General features: G+C 70.4%; 10 protein-coding genes and 1 pseudogene. 5 read left to right on the forward strand and 6 right to left on the reverse strand.

Annotated features, from left to right (window positions below; all coding sequences use genetic code 11):
• Window positions 1–26 precede the first annotated feature (26 nt).
• A complete protein-coding gene (locus IU459_RS01705; RefSeq protein ID WP_195127624.1) occupies window positions 27–329 on the forward strand; it encodes a hypothetical protein in 303 nt (100 codons plus the stop codon).
• Window positions 330–334: 5 nt separating this feature from the next.
• On the opposite strand, the gene IU459_RS01710 is transcribed toward IU459_RS01705, so the two are convergent.
• Entirely contained in the window at window positions 335–1,120 is a 786-nt protein-coding gene (locus IU459_RS01710) for a class I SAM-dependent methyltransferase (protein ID WP_324198710.1), read from the reverse strand.
• 112 nt (window positions 1,121–1,232) lie between these two features.
• Here IU459_RS01710 and IU459_RS01715 point away from each other — a divergent pair, with 112 nt between their 5' ends.
• Entirely contained in the window at window positions 1,233–2,405 is a 1,173-nt protein-coding gene (locus IU459_RS01715; protein ID WP_195127626.1) for a glycosyltransferase family 4 protein, read from the forward strand.
• 73 nt (window positions 2,406–2,478) lie between these two features.
• On the opposite strand, the gene IU459_RS01720 is transcribed toward IU459_RS01715, so the two are convergent.
• On the reverse strand, window positions 2,479–4,359 hold the full coding sequence (locus IU459_RS01720; RefSeq protein ID WP_324198698.1) for a hypothetical protein: 1,881 nt from the start codon (window positions 4,357–4,359) through the stop codon (window positions 2,479–2,481).
• Window positions 4,360–4,869: 510 nt separating this feature from the next.
• Between IU459_RS01720 and IU459_RS01725 the strand changes: the two genes are divergently transcribed.
• Both IU459_RS01725 and IU459_RS01730 read left to right on the forward strand, forming a co-directional pair.
• A complete protein-coding gene (locus IU459_RS01725; protein ID WP_228837251.1) occupies window positions 4,870–6,045 on the forward strand; it encodes a polysaccharide biosynthesis protein in 1,176 nt (391 codons plus the stop codon).
• A 25-nt stretch (window positions 6,046–6,070) separates the two neighbouring features.
• A pseudogene (locus tag IU459_RS01730) lies at window positions 6,071–6,184 on the forward strand (VOC family protein); the annotation flags it as partial.
• Window positions 6,185–6,279: 95 nt separating this feature from the next.
• Here IU459_RS01730 and IU459_RS01735 read toward each other — a convergent pair.
• A complete protein-coding gene (locus IU459_RS01735) occupies window positions 6,280–7,431 on the reverse strand; it encodes a DUF3068 domain-containing protein (protein ID WP_195127628.1) in 1,152 nt (383 codons plus the stop codon).
• A 203-nt stretch (window positions 7,432–7,634) separates the two neighbouring features.
• Here IU459_RS01735 and IU459_RS01740 point away from each other — a divergent pair, with 203 nt between their 5' ends.
• Complete coding sequence (locus IU459_RS01740; RefSeq protein ID WP_195127629.1) at window positions 7,635–8,831, forward strand: acyltransferase family protein; 1,197 nt, start codon at window positions 7,635–7,637, stop codon at window positions 8,829–8,831.
• Window positions 8,832–8,845: 14 nt separating this feature from the next.
• Here IU459_RS01740 and IU459_RS01745 read toward each other — a convergent pair whose 3' ends face one another.
• The 3 genes from IU459_RS01745 to IU459_RS01755 all read right to left on the reverse strand — a co-directional run bounded on the left by IU459_RS01745 (window position 8,846) and on the right by IU459_RS01755 (window position 14,097).
• Window positions 8,846–9,346 (reverse strand): DinB family protein, encoded by a 501-nt coding sequence (locus tag IU459_RS01745; RefSeq protein ID WP_195127630.1) that lies wholly within the window; start codon window positions 9,344–9,346, stop codon window positions 8,846–8,848.
• 223 nt (window positions 9,347–9,569) lie between these two features.
• Window positions 9,570–13,946 carry an alpha-(1->3)-arabinofuranosyltransferase domain-containing protein gene (locus IU459_RS01750; protein ID WP_440446450.1) on the reverse strand — a complete coding sequence of 1,459 codons (4,377 nt, stop codon included), beginning with the start codon at window positions 13,944–13,946 and terminating at the stop codon, window positions 9,570–9,572.
• Window positions 13,927–14,097, reverse strand: a complete 171-nt coding sequence (locus tag IU459_RS01755; protein WP_084496880.1) for a DUF2613 domain-containing protein — start codon at window positions 14,095–14,097, stop codon at window positions 13,927–13,929. The genes IU459_RS01750 and IU459_RS01755 overlap by 20 nt, the downstream gene beginning before the upstream one ends.
• Between the last annotated feature and the right edge of the window lie 132 nt (window positions 14,098–14,229).

Consider the following 14,229-nt stretch of genomic DNA (forward strand, 5'->3'; position numbering starts at 1 on the left):
TTACCGCAAATTGGGGAGTCCGAGTCATGGCGGTGCAAGTGATCGGCCGGTCGCTGATGACCAGTGATCAAACCGAGCATCAGGCGAAGTGTGTCGGCAGCGGAGGGTGGGTGGTCTCCTTCCTACCCGGTCGCACCCTGACAATCGAGCAGGCAACTGCGGCTATGCAGGCCGCCGAGGCTGTCGCCGCAGTCGGGATGCTAGCCGACCTGGTCGGTCTGACCACGCTGGAAACCGTCGGGCTTGCGATCCGGGAGTCCCCGTGGAGTGAGCCGGTGCACGCGCCGTGCGGCAAGCGGCACTGGCGTCGCGGATGGCTCGAGGCTTAGTTCAGCTAACTTTTAGTTGCCACAACGACCAGATTGCTCACAAGTAACTCCCGCACCACAGGTACCCGCACCAGCCACCAGGCCCAGCGCGGGTGGTACCGCGGGAAGACCGTGTGGACTTCGGCCGGAGTGCGTGCCGCCCAGCGCAATCCGTCCGCGGCGCGCACCGCGAACAGCGACCTGCCGAACCGGTTCTTGGGTTCCCGCCCGTGCTTGCGTCGATACCGGCGCGCGGCGTATTCACCACCGAGGTAGTGCCACGGCCCCGTCTCGTGCCCGCCGAACGGGCCGTGCCACACCGTGTACGAGAGCACCATGAGTCCGCCCGGCCTGGTCACCCGCACCATCTCGTCGGCCATCACCCACGGCTTGGAGACGTGCTCGGCGACGTTCGACGAGAAGCAGATGTCGACCGCGCCGTCGCGGAACGGCAGCGCCATCCCGGACCCGCGGACCGCACCGGCCACCGAAAGGCCCGCCGCGTGCATTTCCGACGGGTCCGGCTCCACCGGGATGTAGCGCGCGCCGGTGCGGAGGAACTCGTCCGCGAAGTAGCCCGGTCCGCCGCCCACGTCGAGAATCGTCGCGCCGTCCAGCGACCGGCCGGTGAGGTCGGCATAGAAGTCGGCGATCATGGCCGCGCTGTCGGCGGCCAGGCCGCCGTAGAACAGCGCTGGATCGGTCTGCTCGTACCGGAAACTGCCGAGCAGCCGCAGCGACCGGCGTAACGTCGCCCGCCGGGCGAACCGGGGCGAGCTGCTGCGTACGGGCGTTTTCTCGGCTTTGAGCACGGCGCCGAGTTTTCCATAGCCCTGATGCCGGGCGTGCTCGACGGGTGCTCGGTTAGGGTGTAGCGCGATATCCGACGTTCCCATCGGGACCACCGACCGAGAGAAGCTCCACGTGCGCGAAGTCCTCCTGCTCTGCTGGCGCGACACCGGGCACCCGCAGGGGGGCGGCAGCGAGCGGTACCTCGAGCAGGTCGGCGCACAGCTGACGGCCCGCGGCATCAAGGTCACCTTGCGCACCGCGGGCTACCCGGGGGCGCCGCGGCGGGAACGAATCGACGGCATCGACATCAGCCGGGCCGGCGGACGCTACACGGTGTACCCGCGGGCGCTGGCCGCCCTCCTGCTCGCGCGGATCGGCCTCGGCCCGCTGCGCGGCGTGCGCCCGGACGCGGTGATCGATACCCAGAACGGCATTCCCTTCTTCGCCGCCGCCGTCACCCGGGCGCCGTCGGTGGTGCTGGTGCACCACGGCCACCGCGAGCAGTGGCCGGTGGCCGGTCGGCTGGTCGGCCGGATCGGCTGGTGGATCGAGTCCCGGCTGTCGCCGCGCGTGCACCGGGACAATCAATATCTGACCGTGTCACTGCCTTCGGCCGAGGAACTGGCCGCGCTCGGTGTGGACCGTTCGCGAATCGCGGTGGTTCGCAACGGAGCTGAACCGGTTCCAGCCGACGCCCCGACGGGGGCCGCGGAAACGCGGACCGACGAGCCCACCGTCGTGGTGCTCTCCCGCCTGGTGCCGCACAAGCAGATCGAGGATGCGCTCGCCGCCGTCGCCCGGCTGCGCGACCGTATTCCCCGGCTGCGCCTGGACGTGATCGGCGACGGCTGGTGGGCGGACAATTTGAAGGACAACGCCCGCGAGCTCGGCATCGCCGACGCCGTCACCTTCCACGGCCACGTGGACGAACGCCGCAAACACGAATTGCTCGCCAGGGCGTGGGTGCACGTGCTGCCGTCGCGCAAGGAGGGGTGGGGTCTCGCGGTGATCGAGGCGGCCCAGCACGGTGTGCCGACCGTCGGCTACCGGAGTTCGCGCGGTCTGACCGATTCCATCGTCGACGGCGCCACCGGCGTCCTGGTGGACGACGTCGCGCAATTGGCCGATGCCGTCGGCGAGCTGCTGGACGATCCTGTGGCGCGGACCGTCATGGGCGAGAAGGCCCGCGCCCGGGCCCGCGAATTCTCCTGGGAGCAGACCGGAAACGGAGTCTACGAGGTGCTGGCGTCCGCTGCCCGAGGTGAGCACACCGCGGGCTTGATCACGGCGCGGCCGGTCGACTGATCCCGTTGTCCAGCGCTGGGTAGACCAGCCGCCACCGTAGTGTGGCGATCGATGCCCGAGGGGTTTCGGGTGGCTACCGCCGGGTCCTCCTCCGGGAGCGCACACGCATAGCGAGAACGACGATCGGCCCGGCGACAAGCATTGCGCCCCAGAGCAAATGGGCTGCGTAGGCGAACGCGCGCTGTTGTGTCGTCGATCCGCGTCGCTCGATGACGCCAGGCACGCGATACAGGGCGAGGTCGGCGTCCGCGTAGGTCGGCTCGAGTTGCGCTAGGGTGGCCGCCGATTCGCCGAGCGGACCGGGGGTCGTTCGTTCGACGAGCACCCATCCGACGCCGAGCCGCGCCAGGTCCACAGCCGGATCGCCATGTAGCAGAAGGGCTTCCACCTGTCTGGCGCGGGCTCCTTCGCCGGACACAGTTCGGCCGCGCACCGGGAGCTCACCGGTTTGCAATACGTCGCCGGGCAGCATGCGCGGCGCCGGGTCCAGTACCGGCGCGGCGCCGCTGTAGGGGAACTTGCGGAACATCCCGCCCGGCAGCACCGCGACGTCGGTGGAATCGTCGACTCGTTCCGCGACCCGTTGCCACCCGTCCGGATAGTGCACGGTTCGAACCGCTCCGCCGACTCCCCATGCGAGGTCGTAGAGCGGCAGCACCAGGAGCACGACGAAGACCGCTGCGACAGTGGATGTCACGGCTCGGTGGGCCGGCACAGGCCGGTCTGCTGCCGCGGGCCGGCGGACCGTGGAGAAGCGCCGAGCCAGCACGCCGCATCCGGCCGCGGCGCACAGCGCGTAGGCGGGCATGGCCAAGGCCACATACTTCTGGGTGTCGCGCAGCAGACCCGCGCCGGGCACGTGAGCGACCAGCCATTCCAGCGCCTGCATGCCCCACGGCGTCGCGCCGAGCGCGGGGAACAGGACCGCGATCGCCGCGAGTAGCAGCAACACGCGGCGGACGTGGCGACCGTCCGGGTCGCCATTGCCCGTCGCGACGGCACGCACCCCGAGCGCGACGATCGCGAGCAGCGCGACGGTGCCGATCGCGGCGAGCGGCGTGGTGCGCGAGTCCGGCACGGCCTCGGCGTTCCAGATCCCGCCCAGCCCGGCCAAGCTGCCCAGCGTGCCGAGACCTGGTTCGGCACGTGCGGCGAAGGCGGCGATGCCAGCGGGGTCCGAGGGTTCGCCGCCCGCGCCGGATAGCGCGGTCGCAGTCAGCCACGGCGCCGACGCGACCACCCAGAGGGCGACTGTCGCGGGCAGTTGCCGTACCCGGACGAGGGCGAGTGCGGTGCAGCCCGCCAGCAGCGAGCCGGTCGGCGTGAGCCCCGCCGCGGCCAGCGACCCCGCCAGCGCCGCCCACGCGGAGGTCGCTCCGCTATGCGCGGTCGCGATCTGCCGAGGGCCTTGTCCTGGCCCGCGGGTTGATGTGGTGCTGAGCGGGCGTCCGGCTGTGTCGGCTGTCCGAGCGCTGCGCGGATGCTGTGCCGCGGCAGCGCATCGGAGGCGATAGGCGGCCAGCACCGTCCACGGGAGGGCGGCATAGCCGGTGAGCAGACTCCAGTGGCCCTGCAAAAGGCGTTCGGCCACGTAAGGGTTCCACAGAGCGACCGTGGCGGCGACCAGTTGCGCGCCGAGCGGCGCGCTCAGCAGTTCGCGTACGAGGACAGCGGCCCCGTACGCCGCGGCCCACAGTGCGAGGACCAGGATCGCCTTGACGATCAGCCCGCCGTCCACGATCGACGACGCCGCGGCGAGCAACACATCCTGCGGCACCGCCCGGGGAGCCGCGTCGCCCAATCCGAGCGCCGAGTCGGTCGGATAGCCGCGCGGCGTGCTCACCGCATCCCGCAACAGCAGATATCCCGGTCTCAGCAGCGGCCCGGCCACGAGCAGCGCCCCGACCGCGCTGTATCCCGCGGCCACCACTCGATCCCGACGGCTCACACTCACGCCTGAGCACTGTACGTCGCGAACACCGCCGCAGCGGAGCCGAGCGGCGACCACGAAGTCCAGTTCGGTCGGTCCCGCGGATGCTCGTGCCGATCTCGCAGTCTGTTCCACGGCGGTCCGGCCGCTGATCCGGTCCGGCTCGGCATCGGCTGCGTGCTCGGTACGTCTCTCGCACGGCGGGAACCACTTGGCGAATCGGCGACGATCCTCGCTCAGCTCGAGCTGGCCTCCTGGGACGCCGACCTGACACTGTATTGTGTGCCGAGCGTCATCGAGTGCGGTGGTTCGACGACAGCGCAGCCGGCCGCCCTCGCGCACGAGTGGCTTGCGAGAACCTGACAACTGATTCCGTGAGCACCCAGAACAAGCGCGGACCGCAACGTAGGACCTGAACGCAAATCTTGCGTCACCCGACTAGTACGGCCTGAAGATTCGGAGAGGCGGGGGAGCGTGTCTGCTGTCCGTCGGTTTCTCGTAGTAGCGGATTTGACGTGGGTGACGGCCGGGGCGATGACCGCCAACGTGGCCGGGTATCTGCTGCAGCTGCTGGCCGGCCGGTGGCTGGGTGTTACCGGGTACAGCGAGTTCGCGAGTCTGCTTGCGGTGCAGTTGCTGTGCGCGGTGCCCGCGCTGGCATTGCAGAATGTGGTGGCCCGCGAGCTGGTCCGGGGTGCCGGTGTGGCGGCGCTGCGCGGACTGCAATGGCGGTGCGCGCTGATCGTCGCTGTCGTGGCGGCGGTGCTGGTGCCGCTGGTCTCCCTGACACTGAACGTCGGGGTGGCCGCCACCGCGGCGGCACTGGGTGCCGCGCCGGCGCTGGTGCTCTTGTCCGGCGAGCAGGGGGTCCTGCAAGGCAGTAAGCGCTTTCGGGCGTTGGGTGTGGTGCTCGGCGCGGCGGGAATCGCCCGCGTCGCGCCCGCGCTGGTGGTTCTGGCCCTGAGCGGCGGCGCGACGCTCGCACTGTGGGCCGCTGCCTGCGGGATCGCGGCGGCGGCGCTGCTGGCCAGGATGGTCGCCGGTTCGCCGTCCAAGTCGGTGCGGACCGAAATCGGGGCGGGCGAGATCGCGGCGGCCACGGGAGTGCTGCCGGTTCTGCGGGCCGCCCAGGTGCAAGCGGCGCTGATGGCGCTGCAGTCGGCGGACTTGATCGTGGTCCGGATCGTGCTCGACGACGTGGACGCCAGCCGCTACGCCCTAGGCACCATCGCCACCAAGATCGCGTTCTGGCTGCCGCAAGCGGTCGGCGTCGTGCTGTATCCGCGCATGGCGCAGCCGACGCAATCGGCGGGCGCGATCCGGGCCGCGCTGGCGGTGCTCAGTGGCATCGGTCTCGTCGCGGTGCTCGGAGCGGCGCTCGCCGCCCCGCTGGCCCCGCTGCTCGCGGGCGAGGACTACGCCCCGATTCAAGGCTTGCTGTGGGTGTTCGCACTGCACGGAGCGCTGCTGGCCGTACTGCAAGGCGCGGTTCTCTCGGCCATCGCCGTCGACCGCACCTCGCTCGCGCTGGTCACCTGGCTGGGGCTGGCCGTCGAAGTCACGTTGATGCTGACTTTGGCTCGTACGGTCCCGGCCCTGATCACAACGGCCGTGTCCGTCGCGGCCACGACCACTGTGCTGGTTGCCGTCATCGTCCTGCGGGCGGCCACGAGCGCGACACGCCCTGAGCCGCTGCGCCCGGTCGGTTGACGGACCCCTGCCTAGGATCGAGCCCATGATCACCGCGGTCCATACATTGGTCTACGCGGACGATCCAGACGCGGCCCGCGCGTTCTTCGGCGATGTTCTCAGGTGGCCGAACGTCGACGCCAACGGTGGCTGGCTCGTGCATCCTGTCGCGTATCCGCTCGCCTGACCCCTGCGAACGAATTCGGCTCCCCAGCCGGAAGGCGGGGGAGCCGAATCAGGTGGTGATCAGCCGGATCAGGGTTGTTTGTCGATCCGGATCTGCTCGGTGGGCGCGTCATCGCCGCCGCGACCGGCCGCACCCCGAGGGGCGGGGCCGCCAGGACGCTGGCCCGGGGCGCCGCCGGTGCGTGCGCGCGCCGGGGCCGGCCCGCCGCGGACACCGAGGAACACGCCTGCGATCAGCGCGATCACACCGAGGACGCCGAGGACGATCGGCATGATCCGGCCGTACAGCGCCAGCTTGTCGATGTTCTCCTTCGCCACCGAGGCCTGCGACTCGACGGTGTTCTCGTCGAACACGAGGTGCGACTTCAGCGCGGTGACTTCCGCCTTGTCCGCGGTGCGCGAGTAGTACAGGTGCAGCGCCTCGCCGCCCTTGACCACCGTGCCGGTCTCCGGCTCGACCCACAGGTCACGGGTGTTGGTGTAGTACCGGTACATGGTCACCGGCTCCTCGCCGCCCTCGACGCCCCACTTGGCGGCGGGCAGGCTCAGCCGGTTGGTCGGCGACTGGACCACGTCGTTCAAGTTGGTGGCGGGCACCGACATCTGGAAGTGGTAGACCTTCAGACTGTTGATCTCGGTCTCTTCGACGAAGTTGACGTCGTAGGTCTTGCGCACGTTGAGATCGAAGTACGGGTAGGTCTTCTTCTCGGTGCCGATCGGGAACCGGTACTGCAGGCCGGTGTGCTGCACCGGGTCGGCGATGCTCTCGCCTTCCTTGGTGGTGGTGACCGCGATGGAGCCGTTGGGCTCGGTGGAGACCGGCATGCCGGTCACCCGGTCGATGGTCACCCGGTCGATGGTGGCGGTCAGCAGGCCGGTGTCGCCCTGCTTGTCGATGCGCCGCAGCGTCTGGCCCGCCTGCACCGTCATCTTCTCGGCATCGGCCGGGTCCTCGACGGTGAGGAACCGCTGCGAGACGAGCGGGACGTTGGTGTCGACTTTGGCGGAACCCTCCGGCGCGGTCAGCGACTTGGAGTCGAGCACGAGGCTGTCCTCACCGGGCTGATTCGTCGCGATCGTGGTGATCTCCAGATCGAGGGGAGTCTTCGCCAGCTTGTCGACGGTGTAGGTCGGGATCATCAGTGCGGCGACGATCAGCAGCGCGCCGAGACCCACCAGCAGGCAGGCCACCGTCCTTCTGGTACCGGCACTCAGTGCCATGCAAACTCTCCTCGTCGTAGAACACAGGCCGTTCCGGTGAGCACTGCGGGCAGCCCGCGGCACTCGTGAGCCCCGACACTAACAGCCCGATGTCGTACCATGCGGCGTCGAGGCCGGAAACGGCCGAGAAATCGCCCGAGTTTAGCGCGAAATCTGAAACGTCGGGTTATCAACTGTGAATTCGCGAGGCAGACTGGAGCCTGATGACCGCGACGCTGCCCACTACCGCACCGGCAACCGAACGGGCCACCGAACGGGTGCGCCCGCGGGCGTTCGTTCCCGCGCTGGAAGGTATGCGCGGAATGGCCGCTCTCGGTGTGCTGCTGACTCATGTCGCCTTCCAGACCGGAGCCTCGGGAACGCCGGTGATCGGGCGGGTGTGGGGACGGTTCGACATGGCGGTCGCGGTGTTCTTCGCACTGTCCGGATTCCTGCTCTGGCGTCCGCACGCCGCGGCCGCGCGCGGCCTCGACACGGCCCCGCCAACCGGCTACTACCTGCGACATCGCGCCGCGCGCATCTTGCCGGCCTACTGGGTCGTGGTGGCTGTGGTCCTGGTGCTGCTGCCCAGTGCGGCGGGGACCGCTGGACTGCGGGTGTGGGTGTCGAACCTGGCGCTGCTGCAGGTGTTCGTGCCGCTGACGCTGACCGACGGGCTGACCCAGATGTGGAGTCTCTCGGTCGAGGTGGCCTTCTATCTGGTGTTGCCGTTGCTGGCCTTCGCGCTGGTTCGATTGCGCGGCGCGGCGGCGCGCTGGCGGATCCCCGTGCTGCTCGCCGGCGCCCTGATCAGTCTCGGTTGGAACTTCATTCCGGTGCCGACGCCGGACGCGATCCATGCCGACAACTGGCTGCCCGGTTATTTGCCGTGGTTCGCAGCGGGCATGCTGCTCGCCGAACTCGCCGACCATAGCGTTCGGCTATCACGGTGGTGGAAGGTGGCTGGGAATCAGCCGTTGATGTGGACGGTCGCGACCGTCGCATTCCTGCTCGCGGCGACTGATCTCGCCGGACCGGCCGGGCTGACCAGAGCCGAACCCTGGCAGTACGTGGTGAAGATGGGCTTGGGCGCGATCATCGGCTTCACCTTGCTCGCGCCGCTGGTGCTGCGGGACCCGGCGGCGCGGCCGCACCGCTGGCTGGAGTCGCCGGTGGCCGCGACGCTCGGGCGCTGGTCCTACGGCATCTTCATCTGGCATCTTGCGGTGCTGACGATCGTGTTCCCGGTGTTCGGCATCCTGCCCTTCTCGGGGGACTTCGTCTATGTCCTCGTGCTCACCGTCGCGATCACCCTCCCGGTGGCCGCAGCCAGCTACGCGCTGGTCGAGGAGCCGGTGCGGCGCTGGGTCCGCAAACGGGACCGGGTGAAGCGGGACGAACAGCCGCAGCCCGCACCCTGATCCGCGGCGCTGCGTCAGCCGTCCAGTTGCCGGTGCATGTCCAGCAGATGGTGGCGCAGTTCGTGCAAGGTGTGCAGCGCGAGCCAACGCAGCGAGCGATCCGCGGGCTCGGGATAGGGGAAGCTCAGGGTGCGTTCCCAGTCCTCGTCGCCGAGTCGCTCCAGCACGTTGGCGAACAGCAGCGCGGCGTCGCGGATCTGGCGGGCCACGTCCGCGGGAGCCTGCTCCGCGTAGCCGTCGTGCTCGACCCGCTCGTCCCGGCCCATCGGCGTGGCGACCGGATTTTCCGAGCGGCGCGCGCCCAGCACACGCTCGCGCTGGGCGAGCAGCACATCCCGCACATGGCAGGCGTATTCCAGCGGCGACCACACGTCGGGCTTGCCGCGCTGCCGTAACTTGCCGATATCCGCGCCGAGCAAGTCCGCGTACTCCACTGCGTGTTCCCGCGCCAGTGGCGGCACCTCGGCCGCCGAAGCCAAGTCGTAGACGAAACCGCATTCGGCACAGGTGTTCACGCGGGGTCACGTTAGCAACGACTGGCGTTGCGGCGCACGGCGAATGCGCGCCTTCGCGCGCGGAACCCCGACCGTGCGCCAGCGGTAAAGGCAGTGGTCCTCATCGCGGTGCGGCGCGATCTCCACCCATGTCCCGCGACAGGCGTCTACCAGCGACACGTGGATGCCCGCACGCGCCGAGCAAGCCCGGAGGGCCCGGTGACCGCACCCGATAGCCGGTCGATCAGTCGGGGGCCGGTCGGCTGATCTCGTTTCCGGACTCGGCCGACCGTCTCGTGTCCGGCCGGTTTTCGCGCTGAGGCAGCGCCGCGATTCCCACCGCGATGACCGCGATCAGCGCGGGCAGCTGCACCAGCAGGGACCCGCCCATATAACCGTCGGGTGAGCGCCATGGGCCGGTGGACAGCGCGGCGGCGGACAGCGCGGTACCCACTCCCGCCACGACGACGAGCGCTCGGGGGGCCGTGCGTGGCCTGAAACGCGTTGCGCCCAAGCCGATCACCGTGACAATCGCACCTACCGGGCCCGCGATCAGCGTGGTCGCACCGGCGAGCCCGGCCGCGCCCATCCACCTCCGGCCCCAAGTGGCCAGGGCTGAATCCGCAGGCGAGTTCTGTTGGGTGGCGAGCGCATCCGAGACCCTGCGAGTGTGCTCGGCCGCGGTGACATCCAGTCGCCTCGCCGTGCGCTCCCGACGTGGAGTGGCGAGAACGGCGAGCGGGATGAGCAGCAGCAGGCCGCCGAAGATGCCGAGGCGGTACCAGCGGTCGACCGGAAACGAGACGGTGACCGGGCCGGTGGCGTCGGCGGGCAGCAGCCAGGCTTGCTGCCAGCCGTCGGCCACCACCGGCTCGAGCACGCGCCCGTCCGCGGTGGTCGCATGCCAACCGACGTTGGTGCTCAGGGGAAGCACGAGCAACCGTGTGCCCGCGTCGGACAAGGGCGCGGGGGCAGGTTCCGTCCCGTTGCGGTCCAAGCGCAGACGGTCCACGACGAACAGATCGGTCGGCCCGACCGACACGTCGACCCGGCCCTGCGGCAGCGTCAGCTCGCCCGGCGTCTCGGCCGCGTCGGTGCAGACGCGAGCGGGAACCGGTGCGCCGGAGTGCAATTCGGCGGCGGTCGCGGTGACGGTGGTGGCCAGGATCCGGCCGCCGGCCTCGATCGTCGGTCCAAGTGCGCACGGGACGGTGAGTTCACGATCCAGCGGCGCGGGCTCGGGGTAGTCCGGTCCGAGCACCGTCACCTCCGCCAGGCCGGACGGTTGGGTCTGGGCGAATCCGAGCGCGGTCTGGTCCAGCACCGGTCGCCAGGTGCGCATGCTGAGTTCGATCCGGTCGGTCACGGTGGGGTGCAAAGAGACGCGCGCCGGCGTGCCCGGGTCGGCTTCTTCCAGCTCGCGCACCTGCGGGCCGTCGCCCAGATTCACCGTCACCGAGGTCGGGGCCGCGGGCAGGCCGCCGAGCGAGGGGGTCAGCTCCAACCCGGTCACCAGCGCTGGTTCGGGCAGCTCGATCGTGAGGGTCGGCCTGCCGCCGGTCGGATTGCGGACCGAGTCCTCCACCGCGGTCCAGCTCGTGCGTGGATCGCCATCGGTCGTGGCGAACGCGGCCCCGCGCAGGTCACCGACATCGGCCTTGCCCCTGGCTACCGGGCGGCCGCGGTCGGTCAGCAGCGCTTCCAGCGCGGGCCCCTGCCTGGTCCGGACGGTCAGCTCCGGAGTGACCGTCATCGGTTCGGGAACCTCGAGCGTGCGCTGGAACGTTCCCGGTTCCTCCGGCGCCAACGCGAGCCCTTTGCTGCACCGCACGCGGTCGGGCGCGTCGAAACAGGCGCTGCGGCCGGGGAATTCCTGGCCCAGATCCCACGCGCGCACCTGCGCGCCCACCGGAGTGGGCGGCAACACCGTCCGATGCCTGATATCGACGCGGACCGGCGCGTCACGCTCGGAATAGTCGTCCAGGGTCAGTTCGCTGATGCCGAATTGCCCGCCGAGAGAGCCGCCTTCGGTGCGGATGGCGGTGATGGTGAGCCAGTCGGTCTTGCCCGCGGGCAGCGAAACCGAGACCGGCGCACCGGGTTCGGGCACCCGGGCCGAGACGGTGCCGTTGGCGGTGCGCACCTCGATCCACTTGACCGGATCGCCGATGGCGGCCGAGCTGGTGGTCAGGCTCAGCTGCCCGGTCTCGAGCGGGCGATCGAGGTCGAGCCGCAGCCACTGTCCCAGCGCGCGCTCGATGCCGTTACTGATCCAGGCGGTGGCGGGATCGCCGTCCACGACAGCCGCGGTCGAGCTGCCTGGCGCCGCACCACCGAGTTGGGTGGCGTCCGCGGCCGAACTGGACGCGGTGATCGTCGCGCCGGACCATTCGCCGCGCACCAGCTCCGCGCCGGGCACCGGATAGTCCGGGACCAGGTTGTGCGTGCGGCGCGCGTCATCGGGAGCCCGCAGCGCCGAGTTGTGGTTGTCCACCCGGCCGAAATCGGCTTCCCGATCCATCGGGGAGTCGGTGACGGTCACCGGGCCGATGGGCAGCCCGGCTCGGGTCGCGTCGGCGGCCAGCACGGTGGGAGTCTCGGCGGCGGCGTGGTCGCGGTGCATTCGTTCGAGCACTTCCGGCCCGCCCTGCACGACCGGCACGTCGCCGAGCGGCACGGTGTACGCCCCGGGGAACGACTCCGGTGCGCCGGTGCCGCCGCGCACCTCGGCGGGCGTTCCCGGACCGCGTGCGTCCACCCGGTAGATCTCGACCGCCGGGTACGGCGGGCGCAGGTCGCCGTCGGCCACCAGGCCGTCGGCGATCACCAGCGATTCGATCGGGTTGCCGAACTCGGCGACCCTGGTGAGCCCGGGCGAGCCGTCCAGCGCTTGGTGGGCCAGCATCGGCCGCGTGGAGCGGGAGGTTTCCGGGTCCAGGTCGTTGCGCAGCACCACGATGCCGATGCCCTGGGCGGCCAGCGTCGGGGCCAGCCCGGTCGAGGGCCTGCCGTCGGCGATCAGCCGCTGCACCGAATCCATGGCGCGGATGGTGCCGGGCGGGTTCAGCGGCACCGCGTCGCGAACCGCCCACGGCGTGCCGGCCAGCGCTTGCAGGGGTTCGTCGCGGGTCAGTCCCCAGACCTGGCTGCCGAACGGAGCGCCTGGCACCACCAAGGCGCGGGTGTCGGCGGCATTGTCTCGCAGCCAGTCCGCGGTCTGCTGCCAGTAGGCGGGCACCCGGTCGTAGGCGCCGCGCGGCGCGAGCTTGCCGGTCCAGGCCAGCGACGTGGACAGGGCCAGCGCGGTGAGGATCAGGGCGGCGACCGCGACCGCGCGGTCCCGCTCCGGATGGGCGAACGCGCCGCGCCAGACCGGCATCGGCACCGAGCCCGGCAGCGGCACCCGAGCCAGCAGCTGAGCCAGACCGAGCACGAGCGGGATGCGGATCAGTGGCTCCAGCTTGTGCACATTGCGCAGCGGAGCGCCGCCGGAATCCAGGAAGACACGCACCGACTCGGCGAACGGCCCGCCCAGCTCGCCGACGAACCCCGCGCAGATGCCGACCAGCCCGACGCACAAGATCAGCGCGAGCCTGCCCCGGTACGGCATGGACCGCAGGGCCAAGCCCGCCATGCCCGCCGCCGCCACCAAGCCGGTCGCCAGGACCGCCGCGGGCTGGGTCACCAGCACCGCGCCCGCGATGCGCTCCGGCGAGACGAACGGCGTCCAGCTGTCGGTGCCGCGCAGCACCTCGCCGAGCGAGGCCCACTGCGTGGTCACGCCCGAGGATTCGATGTAGTCCAGGAACGGCGGACTCACCTTGCCGAGCAGCAGCAGCGGCACCGCCCACCAGAACGTGGCGAGCACGAGCAGCGGGAGCCAGGCCGCGGTGAAGCGCCACCAGCGCCGGTTCGGCCGGTAGGAGGCCCACCAGAGCAGCGCGGGCAGGAAGGCGGCCACCGTCGCCACCGCGTTGACCGAGCCCATCAGGGCCAAGGCCAGCGCGCTGCCCGCGGGCGACGTGGCTCCACCGCGCCGCCGGTCCCGCTGGGCGATGCCGAGGGCGGCCGGCGCGAGCAGCACCCATGGGGCCAGCATCATCGGCAGCGTCTCCGAGGAGATCGAGCCGAGCGTGGTCAGCACCCGCGGCGACAGCGCGAACGCGATCGCCGCGACGACGCGCGAGCCGCGCGTGCCGATGCCGAGCGTCTCGCACAGCCGGACGATCCCCCAGAATCCGGCGAGCAGCAGCAGCGCCCACCAGATCCGCTGGGTCACCCAGGCAGGGACGCCGAGCACGTGGCCCAGCGAGAAGAAAGCGCCATGCGGAAAGAAGTATCCGTAGGCCTGGTTCTGCACCTGGCCCATCGGCGCCTGGCTGCTCCACAGATGGCTCGCGCGTTCCAGGAAGCCGAGCGGATTCTGCGCAAGGTCGTACTTCGTGTCGGCGACCGTGTGTCCGGGTGCCTGTACGAAAGTCAGCAGGAACGCCGCGACGACCGTCGCGGCGAACCAGCGTCTACCGAGCGGCGCGGTGCTGTGCTGCCCCGGCGCCGCGGAAGATCCGAGCGAGTCGGCAGGTGAAGGGGAGGTCAGCGGGTCAGCGGCTGCCGTACTCAACGTTGTTCAGCAGCGAGGAGTCCTTGTCGCCGCTGCGGTCGATCTCCGGTCGCGTGTTCTGCTGCACGGCCATGGTGATGAGGAGAACACCGATCACGCCCAGCACGGCGCCCGCGACCGCACTCGCAACACCAGGGACAGCAAACTTCATCGGGGCACTCCAATACGTCGATGCAGGCACGTTCCCGGTCAACCTAGCAGGACGTCCGGTATTTGTATGCGTTCAGGCCGCGGAATTCGGATCGACTTGTCCCGCGGATCTACTCTGCCGACACGCTGACCT

The sequence above is a fragment of the Nocardia amamiensis genome, from assembly GCF_015477605.1.
GTDB lineage: Bacteria > Actinomycetota > Actinomycetes > Mycobacteriales > Mycobacteriaceae > Nocardia > Nocardia amamiensis_A.